Below are 19,485 nucleotides of genomic sequence, written 5' to 3'. Positions count from 1 at the left end.
TGTGAAATTAGCCTGTCGAGCAGAATCGCAGGCCGGGAAACGCGCATCGACCTGTGGCCCAACTCAGGAGACTAAAGGATGAGTCTGCCCGACACAATGAAAGCCATGGTGACCATGGGTCACGGCGGTCTTGAGCAAATGGTGCTGCACAAGGATTGGCCGCGCCCCGAACCCGCGGCGGGCGAAGTGCTGATCCGCGTCGCCGCCTGCGGGCTGAACAATACGGATGTGAACACGCGATCCGGCTGGTACTCGAAGACCGTAACTGATGCCACAACCGGCGGCGCGTTCGAGGAAGTCGGCGAAGACGATCCCACCTGGGGCGGCGCGCCCATCACCTTCCCGCGCATTCAGGGGGCCGATATCTGCGGTCATATCGTTGCCGTGGGTGAGGGTGTGGACAGCGCGCGTATCGGACAGCGGGTGATAACAGACGGCTGGTTGCGCGATCCCGACGATCCGCAAAACATGGACAAGGCCGGATACTACGGGTCCGAGCGGGATGGCGGCTTTGCCGAATATGCCACAACGCTTGCGATGAATGCGGTGCCGATCACGTCGGACCTGTCGGATGCGGAACTCGCCACATTCTCTTGCTCGTACTCAACGGCCGAAGGGATGCTGACCCGGGCCAATGTGACCAGCGCAGACACGGTTCTGGTGCCGGGTGCATCCGGCGGCGTTGGCGGCGCGCTGGTGCAACTGGCCAAACGCCGGGGCGCGCGTGTCATCGCGATGGCGTCCGAGGCCAAGCACGAGGACGTCGCCAAGCTGGGCCCCGACATGATCCTGCCCCGCGCGCCTGACAATCTGCGCGCGGCGCTTGGGGCCGAGAAAATTACCGTTGTCGCCGATGTGGTGGGCGGGCCGTACTGGCCGCAGCTGATCGACATTCTGGAACGCGGCGGGCGCTATACCTGCTCTGGGGCCATCGCTGGCCCGATGGTCGAGTTTGATCTGCGCACCTTCTACCTGCGCGATCTGACCTTCACAGGCTCGACCGTGATTGACCCTCAGGTCATGCAGAACCTCGTGAAATACATCGAAGCGGCTGAGATCAAACCGGCCCTCGCCGCGACCTATCCGCTGGAGGAATTGCGGGACGCGCAGGCCGCGTTCATTGCCAAGCAACACACCGGCAATATCGTGGTGATCCCATGACACTGGATGATGTGCTCGAAGCCGCGCGGCGCTTGCATCAGGCGCATCCCGACCTGTCTGCGTTTGGTTCGTGGCCCACGGATTTGTCGCCTTACCCGTTGACGGCCAATCATATTCCGGCGGCTGATCTGGTGAAGGACTTTGAAATCGCGGGCAGCAATCTGACCCAGCCGCTTATTTCCGCCATCTGTGCCACATCGCATCTGGCGCAGTGGAAACAGACCTATACCGAAGACGAGGTCGGTGCGGATTTCCTGCGACGCTATGGGTATTACGAGCTGTTCGGGCCGACGGGTCATTTCCACTCGACCCAATTGCGCGGCTACATCGCCTATTGGGGGCCGGGGCTGAATTACGACTGGCACAGCCATCAGGCCGAGGAAATCTATCTGACCCTTGCAGGCGGTGCCGAATTCAAAACCACCGAGAATACGGGTGTTGTCGGGACAGATCAGACCCGCCTGCATACCAGTTGGCAAAGCCACGCGATGGTTACAACCGATCAACCGATCCTGACCTTTGTGCTGTGGCGCGGAGAGGGAATGGGCGATCTGCCCAGAATGGATGCGGCATGAAAATCACTCGGATACGCGTCTATCAGACCGGGCTTCCGTATGTCGGCGGGGCATATGTCTGGGGGGCTGGCAACGCCATCGAAACCGCCACCGCCTCGGTCGTGGTCATCGACACCGATGCCGGCCTGCAAGGCTGTGGCGAGTTCACGCCCTGCGGTGAAAACTACATGGTCGCCCATTCCGAAGGCGTGGGTGCGCTGGCGCGGCTGTTGGCTCCGCACCTTCTGGGCCAAGACCCGCGTCAGGTGGCGCGGATCGAGCAGTTTATGGATCATCTGGTGCAGGGCCACGGCTATGCCAAGGCCCCCTTCGATGCGGCCTGCTGGGATATTCTGGGGCAAGCCTGCGATCAGCCGGTCTGGATGCTGCTGGGCGGCAAGCTGACCGACGGCGCGCCAATGTACCGGGTTGCGCCGCAGAAGGCGGTGGATGAGACCGTGGCCGAGATGGATCGTTACCGCGATCAGGGTTACCGGCAGTTTCAGGTCAAGGTGGGCAGCGACTGGGCCACCGACATTGACCGTATCCGCACCACGGTTCCCTTGCTGAAACCGGGCGAGAAGGCGATGGCCGATGCCAATCAGGGCTGGCGCGTGGCCAACGCGATCCGGGTGGCCCGCGCCACGCGCGATCTGGATTTCATTCTGGAACAGCCCTGCCGCACCTATGAGGAATGCCAACAGGTGCGCCGCGTTGCCGAACAGCCGATGAAGCTGGACGAATGCGTCACCGGTATCCACGCGGCGCAGCGCATCGTCGCGGATCGCGGGGCCGAGATCTGTTGCCTGAAAATCTCGAACCTCGGCGGGATCAGCAAGACGCGGCGGGTGCGGGATTATCTGGTCGACAACCGCATCCCGGTTGTCAGCGAGGATACATGGGGCGGCGAGATCACATCCTCGGTTGTGGCCCATTTCGCCGCCTCAACCCCGCCAGAGTACCTGCAGAACACAACTGACCTTATGAACTACAACACCCGATCCACCGGCATCGGCGGCCCGACTGCCCGTGACGGCAAGCTATACGCGCCCGACACGCCCGGATTGGGTGTCAAACCGGATTTCGAAAGCCTCGGCGCGCCTTTGGCGGAGTACGCGTTATGAGACCACAGGCCGTTGCCACTCAGATGATCGACGACGCACGCGTGCGCGTGACGCGGTTTGACTTTGCGCCCGGTGCGGAAACCGGATGGCATCGCCATGCGATGGATTACGTCATCACGGCGATTACCGATTGCCACATGCGTTTGGATCTGCCGGACGGAACGGTCAACGAGGTGACCGTGCCCGCCGGAACCGCTTATCGCCGCGATGAAGGGGTCGAACATAATGTCATCAATGCCGGGGATGCCCCGATGTCCTTCGTGGAAGTGGAATTGAAATGAAGATCTCCCGACTTTCGGTCTATCACGTCGATCTGCCTTTGGAGCATCCCTACTGGCTGTCCGGTGGGCGGTTGAAGTTCGAAATGCTGGACGCGACGCTGGTGAAGATCGAAACCGATGCCGGCCTGACTGGCTGGGGTGAGGGTACCCCGTGGGGCCACACCTATGTGCCTGCACACGGGCCGGGCATTCGCGCCGGGATTGAAACGATGGCGCCTTTCATCCTGGGCCTTGATCCACGCAAGGTTCTGGATGTGGAACGGGCGATGGATCTGGCCTTGCCGGGGCATCTCTATGCCAAAAGCCCCATCGACATGGCGTGCTGGGATATTGCCGGACAGGCGGCTGGGCTTCCGATTGCTGATCTGATGGGTGGCGGGTCCAGGACACCGCGCCCGATTGCGTCCTCGGTCGGGGCCAAAACGGTCGAAGAAACCCGCGAAGTGATGGAACGCTATCGCAGCCGGGGCTACATCGCCCATTCGGTGAAGATTGGCGGCAATGTCGAACGTGATATTGCGCGGGTCCGCGACGTCGAAAGCATCCGGCGACCGGGTGAGATTGTCCTCTATGACGTCAATCGCGGCTGGACCCGGCAACAGGCCCTGCGGGTCCTGAGCGCCTGCGAAGACCTGAATGTGATGTTCGAACAACCCGGCGAAACGCTGGACGATATCGCCGCACTCTCGGGCCAGCACGCCTCGCCCGTGTCGGTGGATGAAAGCCTTGTGAGCTTACAGGACGCTGCCCGCATCGCGCGTGACGGGATCGCCGAGATATTCGGGATCAAGCTGAACCGCGTCGGCGGCCTGACCAAAGCCGCGCGGATGCGGGATATTGCGCTGGCCCATGGCATCGACATGTTCGTGATGGCCACGGGTGGCAGCGTGCTGGCTGATACCGAAGCGCTGCATCTGGCAGCCACCATCCCGGATGACAATTGCCATGCCGTCTGGTCCTGTCAGGACATGCTGACCGTTGACATTGCAGGCGGTCGCGGCCCCCGCAATGTCGACGGTCACCTGCACCTGCCCGAGACCCCCGGCCTTGGCGTACACCCGGATGAAGACGCGCTGGGCGATCCGGTTGCCGTTTACGAATAGACACTGATTTTATTGAATATGGAGATCGCGTGACATGCTGAAGATCAACACTCAATCCGAATGGATCGACCGCGCGAAGGCTGTTTTGCCCGCAGGCGGGTTTGGGAATTTCGATCCGGGCATCATCATCTCGCACGGCGAGGGCAGCCGCGTCTGGGATGAAGATGGAAACGAATATATCGACTACCTGATCGGATCGGGGCCGATGCTGCTGGGCCATGGCCACCCCGAGGTGATGGAGGCCGTGCTGGAGCAATTGCCCAAAGGCATGACCTTCTTTGCCAACAACACCAAAGGTATCGAACTGGCCGAGGCCATCATCGACGCGGTGCCCTGCTGCGAACAGGTGCGCTTTGTCGCTTCGGGCGGCGAGGCGGATATGTATGCGATCCGGCTGGCGCGGGCCTATACCGGGCGCGACAAGATCCTGAAATTCGAAGGCGGCTATCACGGCATGAGCGCCGAGGCGCAGATGAGCCTGGCCCCCAGCCGCCAGGTCAATTTCCCGCAAGCCGTGCCCGACAGCGCCGGAATTCCGCAAGGCGTGGCCGATCAGATGCTGATTGCGCCTTACAACGATCTTGAGGCGGTGGCGGCGCTGCTGGATGAACATGACGACATTGCCGCCGTCATGGCCGAACCGTTGCAGCGGATCATCCCGCCGATGCCCGGTTATCTGCAAGGGCTGCGCAAATTGTGCGACAAGCATAACGTGCTGCTGATCTTCGATGAAATCGTCACCGGCTTCAGGCTGGACTATGGCGGGGCGCAGGAGCGGTATGGGGTTACGTCCGATATCTGCACCCTGGGCAAAATCACCGGCGGCGGCTTTCCTTTGGCAGCGTTGGGCGCAAGTGCCGAGATCATGAAGCATTTCGACAAGGCGCAGGTCGGTCAGGAGGGATGGCTGATGCAGCTTGGAACCCTGTCCGGCAATCCCGTCGCGTCGGTTGCCGGTCTGAAAACGATGGAGATTCTGCGCCGCGAGGGGACCTATGACCGTTTGCGCGGTATCGGTACCCGGTTGCAGCAGATGCTGACGGGCGCTTTGGAACAGGCCGGCATCGCGCATCAGATTTGCGGGGACGTGACCCTGTTCGATGTTTATTTCACCGACAATGCCTGCCGAGACTATCGCAGCGCCAAACATGATGACCCCAAGCACAACGTCGTGTTCAACGAGGTTCTGCGATCCCATGGTGTGTTCAAATCACCGGGCAAGCTATACCCGTCACTGGCGATTACCGAGGCCGATCTGGAGCAGACGCAGAACGCCATTCATCACGCGGTCGCAGCGCTCAGCGAGACTACGCAAGGCTAGAAAATAGTCGGGTCGCTGTTGTTTCCAACAGCGACCCTGCACCTTCTGAATGTCGGGCTCAGCCTCGCCCCCTCGAATACTTATTAAAACACCAACTATCTGAAACTCTTCGATACATTTCGAGACTGATCCAACTTTTCAGCCGGTATGATCACAGTCTTGCCGCAATCTGAGACGTGGAACAGTGAATTAGTTCACATTGGTTAAAATTATCAGGAGTTTCTCCAATCGAAGAAACCGGGGCCTGCGTTTTTCAACAGGATTTCGGCCATTGCGCGTCCCATCTCGGCCCCATCCTCGATGGACCCAACGGTATCCTCGGAAATCGCTTCTGATCCATCGGGGCGCAGGACTTCACCGCGCAGGCGGAGTTGGCCCTCCTGAATCTCGGCCAGACCGGCGATGGGGGTTTCGCAGGATCCGTCCAGCGCCGCCAGCAGGGACCGTTCAGCGCTGAGGCGCTGGCTGGTTTCAGCGTGGTGAATGGCCTCCAGCAGAGCGGCCGCGCGGGTGTCATTGCTGCGCCGCTCGATCCCGATCGTGCCTTGCGCAATCGCGGGCAGCATATCGTCTGGCGAGATTGCGGTTGCCGGAACCTCATCCATATCCAGCCGCCGAATGCCCGCCATCGCCAGAAAGGTGCAATCCGCCACGCCATCAGCCAGCTTTTTCAGCCGGGTCTGAACGTTACCGCGAAACTCGACGACGTTCAGATCCGGGCGGCGGTTCAAAAGCTGCGCCCGGCGGCGCAGGGACGAGGTGCCGACCACCGCGCCCTCGGGCAGGTCGTGAATCGATTGCAGATGCGGCGAGATGAACGCATCCCGCACATCCTCGCGCGGCAGGAACGTGTCCAGCACCAGCCCGTCGGGCTGTGCCACCGGCATGTCCTTGGTGGAATGCACGGCGATGTCGATGTCCTCGCGCAGCATCGCCTCTTCGATTTCCTTGGTGAACAGGCCCTTGTTGCCGATCTCTTTCAGCGGGCGATCCGCATCAATCATCGCGCGGTTGTCACCGGTGGTCTTGATCACAACGATTTCGAACGCGTCATCGGTCAGATCAAACGCGTCACGCAGCCTTTGGCGCGTCTCGTAGGCCTGAGCCAGAGCCAGCGGCGAGCCTCGGGTCCCAATTCTGAGAGGTGATGCGGGGGTGGGCAGGGTCAAAGTCATACGCACAGCTTTAGTCGCGTCACATTGCCCTGACAATGGGGGCAGAGCTTGACAAATTGCCACTGAGCGCCGACCCGTTGCCAAAACCTGATTTCTGGGGATGACAATGGCCGAGACGAAAAAACTGCTGCGGGCACTGGCGGGTGAAGTACAGGATGTGCCGCCGATCTGGATGATGCGTCAGGCCGGTCGGTATTTGCCCGAATACCGCGCGACCCGGGCGCAGGCGGGGGATTTCCTGTCGCTTTGCTATAACCCGGATCTGGCGGCCGAGGTCACCTTGCAGCCCATTCGCCGCTATGGGTTCGACGCGGCGATCCTGTTTGCCGATATTCTTTTGGTGCCGCAGGCGCTGGGTGCGGATTTGTGGTTTGTGACAGGCGAGGGGCCTCGTCTGTCGACGATCATGCAGCAGTCGGAATTTGATGCGCTGAGACCGGTTGAGGATATTCACGAGACCCTGTCGCCGGTCTACGAGACGGTTCGCATCCTGTCGCGGGAACTGCCGTCCGAGACCACGCTGATCGGATTCGCAGGGGCACCCTGGACGGTGGCGACATATATGATCGCCGGGCGCGGCACGCCGGATCAGGGGCCTGCCCATGCGCTGCGGGAAGAGAACACCGTATTGTTCGAGGCATTGCTAGAGCGGATTACGCTGGCGACGATCGAATACCTCTCGGCCCAGATCGAGGCCGGGGCCGAAGTGGTCAAGATCTTCGACAGTTGGGCCGGATCGTTGAAAGGTGAAGCCTTCCGGAAATATGCGGTCGAGCCGTGCCGGGTGATCACTCAGGCAATCAAGGACCGGCATCCCGGCATCCCGGTTATCGGCTTCCCGCGTGAGGCAGGTGACGGTTATATCGGGTTTGCACAGGAGACCGGCGTGGATTGCGTGGCGCTGGACAACTCGGTCGCGCCCGATTGGGCGGCAGAACATGTTCAGGTGGATGGTTGCGTGCAGGGCAATCTGGCCTCGTCCCATATGGTGACCGGCGGGCAGGCGATGGTGGATGAGACGCGGCGCATTGTCGAGGCGTTCTCGAAAGGGCCGCATATCTTCAACCTTGGGCATGGGATTACACCGGACGCGGATCCCGAGAATGTTCAGTTGATGATCGACACGGTGCGGGGGCGGTAAAGGGGAAGGGGGCCAGCCCCCTTCTTGGCCTGCGGCCAATTCAACCCCCGAGATATTTTTAGCCAGATGAAGGGGCGGATCCGCGCTGCTTGTCTAGCTCGGCTCTGATGCCCGCGCTGTGTTCGCCGCGGGTTGGGCTGGGTTTGGCAGTCCAGGGGTGGTTCGGGAATCGCGGGGCGGCGGCGGCTTGCAGGGTGCCATCCACCGTCTGCCAGGTTTGGCGGCTTTTGTTCATCGGGTGTGTCAGGGCTTCGGTCGGGCTGAGTACCGGGGCGACGCAGGCATCGGTGCCCTGAAACAGCGCCGCCCAGTGATCGCGCGGGTGTTTGCAGAACAGCGCAGCGAGGCGTCGGGTTTGATCGGGCCAGAGGGCCGGGTTGAATTGTTGGGTGAAGTCGGGATCGTCGGTCAGGCCCATGAGGTGCAGGAATTGGACGTAGAACTTGGGTTCGAGGCATTGCACCGTAACATAGCGCCCGTCTGCGCAGGTGTAGGTGCGGCTCCAATGCGGGCCGTCCAGCATGCTTTGGCCCCGGGTATCGGACAGGTTGCCGGTTTGCCGCATGGTCATCAGCAGGTTCATCATATGGGCCGAGCCATCATAGATGGCGGCGTCGACGACGGTGCCTTGCCCGGTCCGTTGCGCATTGATCAGACCCGCCAGCAGGCCCGACACCAGATAGAGCGCGCCGCCGCCGATGTCGCCGACCAGTGTGGCGGGGGTTTGGGGCGGCGTGTCGGGTGTCGAGCCGTACCAGAGTGCGCCCGACAGGGAGATGTAGTTCAGATCATGCCCGGCGGTTTGCGCCAGCGGGCTGTCCTGCCCCCAGCCGGTCATCCGCCCGAAGACCAGCCTGGGATTGCGTGCAAAACAGGCGTCGGGCCCAAGGCCAAGCTTTTCCATCACGCCGGGGCGAAACCCTTCGATCAGGGCGTCGGCGGTGTCGATCAGGCGTTTGGCCGTTTCAAGATCGTCGGGGTCCTTGAGGTCCAGCGCGATTGACCGTTTGCCCCGGTCCAGAACCGACTGGTCCGGCATGCCGGGCGTGGGGTTGCCGGATTTGCGGTGGATGGTGATCACATCGGCACCCAGATCGGCCAGCAACATGGCGGCAAACGGCGCGGGCCCCAGCCCTTCGATTTCGATAACACGTATTCCGTTAAGCATTCGGTTCCTCCATGGTGCGGCCTTCGGGGTATCGGCAGGCGGGCAGGGGATCAATGCGTTTCTGGCCACAGCGCAGTGGGCGATCAGGGCGGTGTGTGTCGCACTCTGATTGACCTTTCGGCAAAAATGCTCAGAACACTGTGCGGAAGTGACCTGTTCCGCATGCGGATCGCGGGATATGGTCGGCCAAAACGGGGACCGTGCATGACCGCCATTTTGTCCATAAAGGATTTGCGCAAATCCTATGCTGACGGGTTTGAAGCGCTGAAAGGCGTGTCGCTGGATATCGAAGAGGGTGAGATTCTGGCGCTGCTGGGGCCAAACGGGGCGGGCAAGACCACCTTGATCTCGACGGTTTGTGGTATCACCACCCTCAGTTCAGGGTCGGTCACCGTTGGCGGGCATGACATTCAGACCGAGTTTCGCGCCGCCCGCAAGATGATCGGGCTTGTGCCGCAGGAGATCGCGCTGGAGCCGTTCGAGAAGGTCTATAACACGGTGCGGTTTTCGCGCGGCTTGTTTGGCCACGGCCATGACAGTGCGCGGATCGAGGAAATTCTGCGCAAACTGTCTCTGTGGGACAAACGCAAGAATGCGATCAAGGAGCTGTCCGGTGGGATGAAGCGCCGGGTGTTGATCGCCAAGGCGCTGGCGCATGAGCCGCGTGTGTTGTTTCTGGATGAGCCAACCGCCGGGGTCGATGTCGAGCTGCGCAAGGATATGTGGGAGATCGTGGCCGAATTGAAACGGGCCGGTGTCACCATCATCCTGACCACCCACTACATCGAAGAGGCCGAAGCCATTGCCGATCGCGTCGGGGTCATCGACAAGGGGGAGTTGCTGCTGGTACAGGATAAGGACACGCTGATGGCGCAGATGGGCAAGAAGCAGATCGAGGTCATGCTGACCGAGCCAATAACGGACATTCCCGACGCTCTGGCGGCGCATAATCTGGTTCTGAACGGCAATGGCGACGCGCTGGTTTACACCTATGACACTCATGCCGACCGAACCGGGATCACCACGCTGTTGAATGATGTGGCGCAGGCCGGGCTTGTCTTGCGGGACGTTCAGACGCGGCAATCCAGCCTGGAAGAGATTTTTGTCAATCTGGTGTCGGGAGAGCCTGCATGAACTGGTCAGCCGTTGCCGCCATTTATCGATTTGAAATGGCGCGGTTTTTCCGCACTCTGGCGCAAAGCTTTCTGTCGCCTGTCCTGTCCACGTCTTTGTATTTCGTCGTTTTCGGCACTGCCATCGGCAGCCGGATTCAAGAGGTCGAGGGCGTCTCCTACGGGGCCTTCATCGTGCCGGGGCTGATCATGTTGTCGGTGGTGATGCTGTCGATCTCGAACGCCTCTTTCGGTATCTATTTTCCCAAGTTTCTGGGTACGATTTACGAACTGCTCTCCGCCCCCGTGAACTTTATCGAGATCGTGATTGGTTATGTCGGCGCGGCGGCGACCAAGGCGTTGTTTGTGGGAATCGTGATCCTGATCACGGCAACCTTTTTTGTGGATATTCGCATCGAACACCCCTTTGCCATGGCGGCGTTTCTGATCCTATCCTGTCTCAGCTTTTCCCTACTGGGCTTCATCATTGGCATCTGGGCCAGCAATTTCGAGCAGATGTCGCTGGTTCCGCAGCTTGTCGTGACCCCGCTGATCTTTCTGGGCGGAACGTTCTATTCAATCTCGATGCTGCCGCCGCTGTGGCAGACCATCACCCTGTTCAACCCGGTTGTGTACCTGATCTCGGGCTTCCGGTGGTCGTTTTACGGGCTTGCAGATGTGCCGATTGTGTTCAGCCTGCTGGCGATTGTGGCCTTCACGGGGATCTGTCTTGGCGTCATCGGATGGATCTTCAAAACCGGTTGGCGCATCCGCAGCTAGGCCACTGGCGGGCGTTGCATTTTTGCCCATTGATGTCAGGAAATTGTCTCACGTCACGTTTTGCGATCTGAGAGTCCCTTGTTTAGACGTTGGGGGCACTCTACATCGGCACGCATGAAACTCAGCCTGCCGTTTGTCAAAAAGCACCCCGTTGTGGCCGTCGTGCGCCTGTCCGGAGCCATTGGTATGGCCGGGCGCGGGGCGTTGAACGACACCTCTCTGGCGCCCGTGCTGGAGAAGGCGTTTCGCAAAGGCAAACCGGTTGCCGTCGCGCTTGAGGTCAATTCGCCCGGTGGATCGCCGGTGCAAAGCTCGCTGATCGGGGCGCGGATTCGGCGGTTGTCAGACGAACTGAAGATCCCCGTGATTGCCTTTGTCGAGGATGTTGCTGCCTCGGGCGGGTATTGGCTGGCCGCAGCGGCGGATGAAATCTGGGCCGACGACAGCTCGGTCCTGGGATCAATCGGGGTGATCTCGGCCGGGTTCGGGGCGCATGAGTTTCTGGCAAAGCAGGGGTTTGAACGGCGCGTGCATACGGCAGGCAAGTCGAAATCGATGCTTGATCCTTTCCGGCCGGAAAAGAAAGAGGATGTGAAGCGTCTGCAAGGCCTGCTGGGCGACATCCATGAAAACTTCATTGCCCATGTCAAAGCCCGCCGGGGCGACAAGCTGGACGAAAATGCCGATCTTTTCACGGGCGAGGTCTGGCTGGCAAAACGCGCGCAGGAATTGGGTCTGATCGAAGGCATCGCCCATCTGAAACCCAAGATGCAGGAACGGTTCGGCGAAAAGGTCAAATTCCGCCGCTACGGTCTGCGCAAACCCATCTGGTCGCGCTTTGGGGCCTCGCTGGCGCAGGACGCCATTGCAGGGTTAGAGGAGCGGGCGGCTTACGCGCGTTTCGGTTTGTGACGTGATCATCAAGATTGTCACTTTGTTTCTGGTCGCCATGGGTGTTTTGGCGATGTTCGGCAAGCTGCGCTTTCCGGGGCAAAAGCGGTTGAGTTCCGCAAAATGCCCGCGCTGTGGCCGGTTTCGGATCGGCAAGGGCCCCTGTGCCTGCGAAAAAGGAGGCCGGACATGACGGCATGGCTGCTCTCCGGCCTTGGGTTGGTGATCCTGCTGCTGGCCGGCGATGCGTTGGTGCGCGGTGCGGTGAACCTGAGCTTGCGGCTGGGTGTACCAGCGTTGATTGTCAGCCTGACGATTGTGGCCTTTGGCACCTCGGCCCCCGAGTTGCTGATTGCGATCAGCGCGTTGAAGGAAAACGCGCCGGGGATCGCGCTGGGTAACGTGGTCGGGTCCAATACCGCCAATATTCTGCTGGTGCTGGGTGTCCCTGCCTTGCTGGCGACCCTGCACACCAGCGAGTGTGACAGTCGTAAGAACTATGTGTTCATGCTGCTGGCCAGTGTGTTGTTCATCGGTCTGGCGTTTTGCGGGGTCTTCAATCTGGTCAGCGGTGCCATTTTGCTGGCCGCGCTTGGCCTTGTTCTGTGGAATGCGTTCCGCGAGGCAAAGGCGCATCGTAAGGCCTGCGCCGATGCCGAAGGGGCTTGTGCCGAGGATGAGGAACTGGACGGTCTGGAAGAGGCCGACCCGGACATGCCGTACTGGAAGATCTCGATTTACCTGATCCTGGGTCTGATCGGCCTGCCCATGGGCGCGCATTTGCTTGTGGACAACGCCACCGTCATCGCGCGGATGTACGGGATCAGCGAGACGGTGATCGGGTTGACTCTGGTTGCGGTTGGGACGTCCCTGCCCGAACTGGCCACAACCGTTATGGCGGCGCTGCGGCGTCAGGCGGATGTGGCGCTGGGCAATGTGATCGGGTCGAACATGTTCAACCTTTTGGCCATCGTCGGCATCGCCACATGGTTCGGCAACATCCCTGTCGACCCGGAATTCCTGGAATTCGATCTGTGGGTCATGCTGGGCGCATCGTTGCTGTTGATCCCGTTTGTGTTCTTCAAACAGGACATTTCCCGGATCTGGGGTCTGGTTTTGACTTTCCTTTATGCGCTTTATGTCACCACATTGCTGATGTGATCTGACAGAAAGAGGTAGCCCATGACCCGAGCGTTAGTGACCGGAGCCGGTATCCGTCTGGGCCGCGCCATGGCGCTGTATCTGGCCGGGCGCGGGTATGATGTGGCGGTGCATTACGCGACGTCCGAAGGACCTGCGTCAGAGACTATTGCGCAGGTTGAGGCCCTTGGCCGGAAAGCCGTTGCCCTGCAGGCTGATCTGCTGGATGAGGCTCAGGTCACCGCTTTGCTGCCACGCGCGGCCGAGGCGCTGGGCGGGCCGATCACCTGTCTGGTGAACAATGCCTCGATTTTTGAATACGACAACATCAAAACCGCCACGCGCCAAAGCTGGGACCGGCACCTCGACAGCAACCTGCGCGCGCCGTTTGTGCTGACGCAGGCCATGGCCGAACAGGGTTTGCAGCCCGAAACAGATGCTCAGGGTGAGCCTGTGGCGACTGGGCTAATCGTCAACATGGTCGATATGCGGGTGCGCAAGCTGACGCCCGAGTTCATGACTTACACCATCGCCAAGATGGGTCTGTGGGCACTGACCCGGACGGCGGCGCAGGCGCTGACGCCCTCGATCCGCGTCAATGCCATCGGGCCGGGGCCAACCATGCAAGGCCACCGCCAGTCCGAGGCGCATTTTCAGGCGCAGCGCGCCAACACCGTGTTGGAACGCGGGGCGAATCCTTCTGATATCACGGCAGCCTTGGGCTATTTCCTGGATGCGCATGCGGTCACAGGACAGCTTTTGTGCGTGGATGGCGGGCAGCATCTTGGGTGGCAGACGCCGGATGTGCTGGGGGTAGAATAAGCAATTCCCGTGCAAGTTTTGCACCGCTCTCATTCGTGTTACCTGCCCGTTACAAAAATGTCTTTTTTTTCATGCACTTGCTAAGTGTTCAAAAAAATAACATTTGAAAACAATACGATATGGCATTGCCTATTTTTTGTGCAACTTGACGAAACAGCAAGGAAACAAGGAAAAATCCAGCCTCACGGAAACTTATCTTCACACTTATCCACAGAAACCGTGGATTTGTTTTCTCTTGAACTGAGACGCGCAAGATTGCAGCCATTGTCAGGGAATCATATCTCAGGGCCATGACCTCCCACAGCGAATCAACTTCGGACACTCAGCCAACCGGCTATGCCTGCATCCAGCGTTATGTGAAAACGCTGGACAGCTCTCCGGGTGTGTATCGGATGCTGGATGGGGACAGCCGGGTTCTGTATGTGGGCAAGGCGCGGAACCTCAGGGCGCGGGTGTCGAATTACACGCGCCCCGGGCATTCGGGGCGGATCGAGAAGATGATCGCCGCGACGGCTTCGATGATGTTCCTGACCACACGGACCGAGACCGAGGCGCTGCTGCTGGAACAGAACCTGATCAAGCAGCTCAAGCCCAAGTACAACGTGCTGCTGCGGGATGACAAAAGTTTCCCGAATATTCTGGTCGCCAAGGATCATGCCTTTCCGCAGATCAAGAAACATCGCGGGGCAAAAAAGGAAAAGGGTGCCTATTTCGGGCCGTTTGCCAGTGCAGGCGCAGTGAACCGGACGCTGAACCAGCTGCAAAAGGCATTCCTGCTGCGCAACTGCTCGGATTCCATGTTCGACAGCCGCACGCGGCCCTGTCTGCTGTATCAGATCAAGCGGTGCTCGGGGCCTTGCGTTGGGCTGATTTCCGAAGACGATTACCGCGAAAGCGTCAGGGATGCGGAACGCTTCCTGTCGGGCCGTTCGACCAAGGTGCAGGAGGAACTGGCAGAACAGATGATGGCCGCGTCCGAGGCGATGGAGTTCGAACGCGCCGCCGGTCTGCGCGACCGTATCCGGGCGCTGACGCAGGTGCAGACGTCTCAGGGCATCAACCCGCGCGGCGTGGCCGAGGCGGATGTGATCGGCCTCTATATGGACAGCGGGCAGGCCTGTGTGCAGGTGTTCTTCATCCGGGCCAACCAGAACTGGGGCAACAAGGATTTCTATCCGCGCGTGGGGGCCGATGTGTCCCCGGCCGAGGTGATGGAGGCTTTCCTTGGCCAGTTTTACGACAACAAGGAACCGCCCCGGCAGTTGATCCTGTCGGATGGGATCGAAAACGCCGATCTGATGCAGCAGGCGCTGACCGAGAAGGCAGGCCGCAAGGTGGAAATCCTCGTGCCCCAACGCGGTGAGAAGCAGGAACTGGTCGCGGGAGCCCTGCGCAACGCGCGGGAATCTCTGGCCCGGCGCATGTCGGAAAGCGCCACGCAGGCCAAGCTGTTGCGCGGCGTGGCTGAGGCGTTTGATCTGGACGGGCCTCCTGCGCGGATCGAGGTTTACGACAACTCTCATATTCAGGGCACCAACGCGGTCGGCGGCATGATCGTGGCTGGCCCTGAGGGGTTCATGAAAAACGCCTATCGCAAGTTCAACATTCGGGGCGATGACCTGACGCCGGGCGATGACTTTGGCATGATGAAAGAGGTTCTGACCCGCCGTTTCACCCGCCTGCAAAAGGAAGACCCCGACCGCGACAAAGGGTTATGGCCCGATCTGTTGCTGATCGACGGCGGCGCGGGGCAGGTGAGTGCGGTGCATGAGATCATGGTGGAATATGGCGTCGAGGACATCCCCATGGTCGGCGTCGCCAAAGGCGTCGACCGTGACCACGGCAAGGAAGAGTTTCACCGCACCGGCCAGCGCCCCTTTGCCCTGAAACGCAACGACCCGGTGCTGTATTTCATCCAGCGCCTGCGGGATGAGGCGCACCGGTTCGCCATCGGCACCCACCGTGCGAAACGGGCCAAGGCCGTGGGCGCGACCCCGCTGGATGAAATCCCCGGCGTGGGCGCGGCGCGCAAACGCGCCCTGCTGGCGCATTTCGGCAGCGCCAAGGCGGTCAGCCGGGCCAATCTGGCGGATCTGAAAGCGGTCGAGGGGATCTCAGCCGGGTTGGCGCAGAAGGTTTACGATTTCTTCCACGACAAGGGCTAAGTCCGCCGCCCGCGCCACAGGATATACAGCCCCGAGGCGACGATCAGTGCGGAACCGATCCACATGGTCTGGTCCAGACGTTCTCCGAACATCACCACACCCAACGCCACACCGAACAGCAGGCGGGAATAGCGGAACGGCGTGACGGCTGCGACCTCTCCGGTGCGCATGGCTTTCATCAGCGATGCATAGGCGATTGTTCCGAAACCCACGGCTCCGGCAACGTGCAGGCTTGTGTTCAAATTCAGCGCGGCGACCGGGGCCTGTTCCCAAAAGCTATAGGCAAACCCGGCGATGATCACGCAGGCAAAGCCATAAAAGCCCAGAACTTCGGTGCCCAGACTGGCCGGGGCCGCACGGCTGGCCAGATCGCGCCCGGCAAATCCCAACATGCCAAACAAAGCCAGCAGAGACAGCAGCGTGAAACTCTCGCCGGTTGGTTGGATGATGATCACAACGCCGAGCAAACCGACGAGAATGGCGCTCCACCGTCGCCAGCCGACGGTTTCGCCAAACAACAGCGCGGCGCAGGCGACGACGACCAGCGGGGTGGCCTGCAGGATCACGGTGGCCGAGGACAAGGGGGTCAGCGTGAAGGCCAGTATGTAAAACAGGCGTCCCAATATCTCGAACAAGGCGCGGATTTTCATCGCGGGCGACAGCACGTCGGGCTGCCATAACCGAGTGCCACGCGCAAACGCGACACTGGCAAAGATCACCGCACCGCCCGCACCGAACAGGACCAGGATCTGCCAGATCGGCAGCGTCTGGGCGGCAGCCTTCAACAGCGCGTCCTCAAGCGCGAAACACGCCATCGCGCCGATCATCCACGCGCTGCCCGTCAGGTTCGCACGCGCATCGGTTTGAATATTCGGGGTCATATGTCGCCCTTGGCCAAGTCACCCGCAATCTGACGCCATTCCGACCTGGGGCCAAGAGGCAATGCGGTCCCGCACCAAACCCGCAGCGCTTTGAACAACCGCCTGTGATTGGTGCAGTTTTTTGCGCGTTCGTCTTTTCTGTCCTGACCCGGCGATGTAGGGTCTGCGCATGAAGTGGAACTTGCCCAATATTCTGACCCTGCTGCGCCTGCTGGCGGCACCCGGTCTGGCCGTGATGTTTCTGTATTTCACCCGCCCCTACGCAGACTGGTTTGCCCTGATCCTGTTCATGTCGGCGGCGATTACGGACTGGTTCGATGGCTATCTGGCCCGCGCGTGGAAGCAGGAAACCAAGATCGGAGCGATGCTGGACCCGATTGCCGACAAGGCCATGGTGGTGATCGCGCTGATGATCCTTGTGGGATACTCGACCGAGCACTGGACTCCGTGGCTGGTGCTGCCCGCCACCGTGATCCTGTTTCGTGAGGTCTTTGTCTCGGGCCTGCGCGAATATCTGGGGGATGTTGCCGGGACGCTCAAGGTAACAAAGCTGGCGAAATGGAAGACCACGGCGCAGATGTTCGCCATTGCAATTCTGTTTTCTCAGGGGATCTTTGAACACTACTTTGTGATGGCTACGTTCGGCATGGACGCGCCGACCATCGATCAGGTTTTGACCGGCCAGATCGAGGATGTAAACAACATCGCCTGGACGTTGGAGGGCATGTACTGGTCAGGCCAGATCGGGTTGTGGCTGCTGTGGATCGCCGCGACTCTGACATTGATCACCGGCTACGACTATCTACGTAAAGCCATGCCCCATTTGAAGGAGAGCTAAGCGATGGACGTGTTGTATTTCGCCTGGGTGCGCGAACGCATCGGCCTGCCGAAAGAAAAGGTCGAAACCGAGGCTGCGACCGTGTCCGAGCTGGTCGCCGAACTTAGCGCACGCGAAGATCGCTATGCCGCCGCCTTTGCCGACATCTCGGCCCTGCGCGTGGCGCTGGATCAGGAATTGTCCGACTTCGACGCCCCATTGGCCGGGGTGCGCGAGGTCGCATTTTTCCCACCCATGACCGGTGGCTGAGATGCGGATCGCGGTTCAAGAAGCGCCATTTGATCTGGGGGCCGAGGCCAATGCTTTTGCTGCCGGTGACGACGCCAACGGCGCCATTGTGACCTTTACTGGGGTGGTGCGCGATCTGGCCTCGGGCGATCTGGATGTGATGGAGATTGAGCATTATCCGGGCATGACCGAACGCGCCCTGACCAAGATCGCGGAAGAGGCGCGCGCGCGCTGGTCATTGGGCGATGTGCTGGTGATTCACCGCCACGGACGGCTTGCTCCGGGCGATCGCATCATGATGGTCGCAACCGCCGCGCGGCACCGCAAGGATGCGTTCGAGGCGGCTGAGTTTCTGATGGACTACCTCAAATCCCGCGCGCCGTTCTGGAAGAAGGAAATCACCGACTCCGGCGCGGAATGGGTCGCCGCCAAGGATGAGGACGAAGACGCGCTGACCCGTTGGGATGGAACGTCGCAACTCTCTGAGTCTTGATGCGAAATTTCTGAATCAATGCAGCGTGACCCGACACGTAGCATTGGCCCGAACACCGTGTATTGCTGATCCAGTGTCGGCAGTGCGGGACCAAGTTGTCGTTAAACCCACACGCGCCAATGTCAGCTTCAAGAATGTGCTGGTCACGAAACACTCGGAAATAGCAGTGTTGCGGATCAACGAGCGGGAGTGGTGGCCGAGCGTCAGAAGAAGCCGCCAGTGCCGTCGGACGGGGCTTCTCGCGATTGGTGAGGTACTGGCTAGGGCGAAGGACAAACAGGAGCGTCGAGAGGCACGGTAGAGGGGTCTTGACCTGCGCCACGTGCCAGAACGTCAAGCTGTAATTCCAAGGTCTGCTAGTAGCTTACCAATTTTCTCAGCGAAGCCCCACAACACATTCACGGACTTTATCCGCTCCTCGATTCCTTTGAGAACGCTTCCGATCACAGGTTTAGAACGCTTTCCGGCGATCTGCTCCGACAGGGTCCCGAGCAGTTCGCCTACCTCGTGCTTTTCCTCTTTTGTGATCTCATCGGAATCGACCACAGCTTGCGCGAAGTCTTTGATGGTGTGACCCAGCTCCTCAGCGTCACTTCCTTCCGTGATCGTTATAACTGCATTGATCTTCGCTAGGTCACCAGTGTTCAAAACGCCCACGGATGAATTTGAGATGGTGATATGGTTGTTTGTCATGGGGCGGCTCATTGCTTGGGATAGCGCGCTAACCGGGATTCTACCACCTCCCAGAGGAATGCCCGTCACCATGTCCATTTCATCCATGGCATGGTTCATCATAGCAGCGTTCATCAGGAAGCCACGGTAATTGTTTTCTTGCAGGATCGCATTGCAGGACAGGCACAGATACAGCCCGTTATCGTATTCGTAGAGCGCTGGCCGTTCACATTGACCACATTTCATAGGTTCACTTTATCCTAAGCCAGTGAGGCCGTCATCAACCACTCGATACAGGTGAGTAAGTCGCGCTACTGTATTTCTGCGTGCAATGTTGTTCGAGACCAGCTCTGGTTTTTGATCATAGCGCGAAAAACCGACGTTCGTTGTTGCCGCAGCATCTGACACCTAGGGCTTATAGCCGACACTTCCTAA

At 60.1% G+C, this 19,485-nt stretch carries 21 protein-coding genes; 17 read left to right on the top strand and 4 right to left on the bottom strand.

Features of this window, described 5'->3' with window-relative positions; translation table 11 throughout:
• Positions 1–78 precede the first annotated feature (78 nt).
• Genes ACR0C9_RS15270 through ACR0C9_RS15245 form a run of 6 tightly spaced genes read left to right on the top strand, consistent with a single transcriptional unit; the run spans position 79 to position 5,544 of the window.
• Entirely contained in the window at positions 79–1,161 is a 1,083-nt protein-coding gene (locus ACR0C9_RS15270) for an alcohol dehydrogenase family protein (RefSeq protein WP_480781390.1), read from the top strand.
• Positions 1,158–1,736, top strand: coding sequence for a dimethylsulfonioproprionate lyase family protein (locus ACR0C9_RS15265; RefSeq protein ID WP_170453241.1), 579 nt, complete (start codon positions 1,158–1,160; stop codon positions 1,734–1,736). Before ACR0C9_RS15270 ends, ACR0C9_RS15265 begins: the two co-directional genes overlap by 4 nt.
• Positions 1,733–2,839 (top strand): mandelate racemase/muconate lactonizing enzyme family protein, encoded by a 1,107-nt coding sequence (locus ACR0C9_RS15260; RefSeq protein ID WP_480781389.1) that lies wholly within the window; start codon positions 1,733–1,735, stop codon positions 2,837–2,839. The genes ACR0C9_RS15265 and ACR0C9_RS15260 overlap by 4 nt, the downstream gene beginning before the upstream one ends.
• Positions 2,836–3,120 (top strand): cupin domain-containing protein, encoded by a 285-nt coding sequence (locus tag ACR0C9_RS15255; RefSeq protein ID WP_480585471.1) that lies wholly within the window; start codon positions 2,836–2,838, stop codon positions 3,118–3,120. Before ACR0C9_RS15260 ends, ACR0C9_RS15255 begins: the two co-directional genes overlap by 4 nt.
• Positions 3,117–4,223, top strand: coding sequence for an enolase C-terminal domain-like protein (locus ACR0C9_RS15250; protein ID WP_170453239.1), 1,107 nt, complete (start codon positions 3,117–3,119; stop codon positions 4,221–4,223). Before ACR0C9_RS15255 ends, ACR0C9_RS15250 begins: the two co-directional genes overlap by 4 nt.
• 34 nt (positions 4,224–4,257) lie before the next feature.
• Positions 4,258–5,544: an aminotransferase class III-fold pyridoxal phosphate-dependent enzyme gene (locus ACR0C9_RS15245; protein WP_170453238.1), complete on the top strand. Its 1,287-nt coding sequence runs from the start codon at positions 4,258–4,260 to the stop codon at positions 5,542–5,544.
• A gap of 212 nt (positions 5,545–5,756) precedes the next feature.
• Here the strand turns inward: ACR0C9_RS15245 and hemC are convergent, their stop codons facing one another.
• A complete protein-coding gene (hemC, locus tag ACR0C9_RS15240) occupies positions 5,757–6,719 on the bottom strand; it encodes a hydroxymethylbilane synthase (protein ID WP_480781388.1) in 963 nt (320 codons plus the stop codon).
• Positions 6,720–6,825: 106 nt separating this feature from the next.
• On the opposite strand from hemC, the gene hemE reads away from it, so the two are divergent.
• Positions 6,826–7,860: a uroporphyrinogen decarboxylase gene (gene hemE / locus ACR0C9_RS15235; protein WP_480781387.1), complete on the top strand. Its 1,035-nt coding sequence runs from the start codon at positions 6,826–6,828 to the stop codon at positions 7,858–7,860.
• Positions 7,861–7,918: 58 nt separating this feature from the next.
• Here hemE and ACR0C9_RS15230 read toward each other — a convergent pair whose 3' ends face one another.
• The gene (locus tag ACR0C9_RS15230; protein WP_480781386.1) at positions 7,919–9,028 is read right to left on the bottom strand and encodes a CaiB/BaiF CoA transferase family protein; all 1,110 of its coding nucleotides are present in this window, start codon (positions 9,026–9,028) and stop codon (positions 7,919–7,921) included.
• Between the two features lie 204 nt (positions 9,029–9,232).
• Here ACR0C9_RS15230 and ACR0C9_RS15225 point away from each other — a divergent pair, with 204 nt between their 5' ends.
• From ACR0C9_RS15225 to uvrC, 7 genes are all read left to right on the top strand, one after another.
• A complete protein-coding gene (locus tag ACR0C9_RS15225) occupies positions 9,233–10,162 on the top strand; it encodes an ABC transporter ATP-binding protein (RefSeq protein ID WP_170737341.1) in 930 nt (309 codons plus the stop codon).
• Complete coding sequence (locus tag ACR0C9_RS15220; protein ID WP_170453233.1) at positions 10,159–10,920, top strand: ABC transporter permease; 762 nt, start codon at positions 10,159–10,161, stop codon at positions 10,918–10,920. Before ACR0C9_RS15225 ends, ACR0C9_RS15220 begins: the two co-directional genes overlap by 4 nt.
• A 114-nt stretch (positions 10,921–11,034) precedes the next feature.
• The gene (locus ACR0C9_RS15215; protein ID WP_170633508.1) at positions 11,035–11,832 is read left to right on the top strand and encodes a S49 family peptidase; all 798 of its coding nucleotides are present in this window, start codon (positions 11,035–11,037) and stop codon (positions 11,830–11,832) included.
• A 1-nt stretch (position 11,833) separates the two neighbouring features.
• Positions 11,834–12,004, top strand: a complete 171-nt coding sequence (locus ACR0C9_RS15210) for a hypothetical protein (RefSeq protein ID WP_170522062.1) — start codon at positions 11,834–11,836, stop codon at positions 12,002–12,004.
• Entirely contained in the window at positions 12,001–12,972 is a 972-nt protein-coding gene (locus ACR0C9_RS15205; RefSeq protein WP_480781385.1) for a calcium/sodium antiporter, read from the top strand. Before ACR0C9_RS15210 ends, ACR0C9_RS15205 begins: the two co-directional genes overlap by 4 nt.
• A gap of 21 nt (positions 12,973–12,993) precedes the next feature.
• A complete protein-coding gene (locus ACR0C9_RS15200) occupies positions 12,994–13,773 on the top strand; it encodes an SDR family oxidoreductase (protein ID WP_480781384.1) in 780 nt (259 codons plus the stop codon).
• 290 nt (positions 13,774–14,063) lie between these two features.
• Positions 14,064–15,938, top strand: coding sequence for an excinuclease ABC subunit UvrC (uvrC, locus tag ACR0C9_RS15195; protein ID WP_480781383.1), 1,875 nt, complete (start codon positions 14,064–14,066; stop codon positions 15,936–15,938).
• Here uvrC and ACR0C9_RS15190 read toward each other — a convergent pair.
• Positions 15,935–16,819 carry a DMT family transporter gene (locus tag ACR0C9_RS15190; RefSeq protein ID WP_480781382.1) on the bottom strand — a complete coding sequence of 295 codons (885 nt, stop codon included), beginning with the start codon at positions 16,817–16,819 and terminating at the stop codon, positions 15,935–15,937. The two genes, uvrC and ACR0C9_RS15190, sit on opposite strands and share 4 nt — an antisense overlap.
• Before the next feature lie 169 nt (positions 16,820–16,988).
• On the opposite strand from ACR0C9_RS15190, the gene pgsA reads away from it, so the two are divergent.
• Genes pgsA through ACR0C9_RS15175 form a run of 3 tightly spaced genes read left to right on the top strand, consistent with a single transcriptional unit; the run spans position 16,989 to position 18,378 of the window.
• The gene (gene pgsA / locus ACR0C9_RS15185; RefSeq protein WP_170453227.1) at positions 16,989–17,657 is read left to right on the top strand and encodes a CDP-diacylglycerol--glycerol-3-phosphate 3-phosphatidyltransferase; all 669 of its coding nucleotides are present in this window, start codon (positions 16,989–16,991) and stop codon (positions 17,655–17,657) included.
• A gap of 3 nt (positions 17,658–17,660) precedes the next feature.
• Positions 17,661–17,906, top strand: coding sequence for a molybdopterin converting factor subunit 1 (moaD, locus tag ACR0C9_RS15180; RefSeq protein ID WP_170453226.1), 246 nt, complete (start codon positions 17,661–17,663; stop codon positions 17,904–17,906).
• 1 nt (position 17,907) lies between these two features.
• Positions 17,908–18,378, top strand: a complete 471-nt coding sequence (locus tag ACR0C9_RS15175; RefSeq protein ID WP_170453225.1) for a molybdopterin synthase catalytic subunit — start codon at positions 17,908–17,910, stop codon at positions 18,376–18,378.
• 333 nt (positions 18,379–18,711) lie between these two features.
• Here ACR0C9_RS15175 and ACR0C9_RS15170 read toward each other — a convergent pair whose 3' ends face one another.
• Positions 18,712–19,185, bottom strand: coding sequence for a hypothetical protein (locus tag ACR0C9_RS15170; protein WP_170453224.1), 474 nt, complete (start codon positions 19,183–19,185; stop codon positions 18,712–18,714).
• Positions 19,186–19,485 lie beyond the last annotated feature (300 nt).

This window comes from Ruegeria sp. C12 (assembly GCF_056537745.1).
The sequence above is the reverse complement of the archived record's forward strand: the minus strand, read 5'-3'. Positions and strand labels throughout refer to the sequence as shown.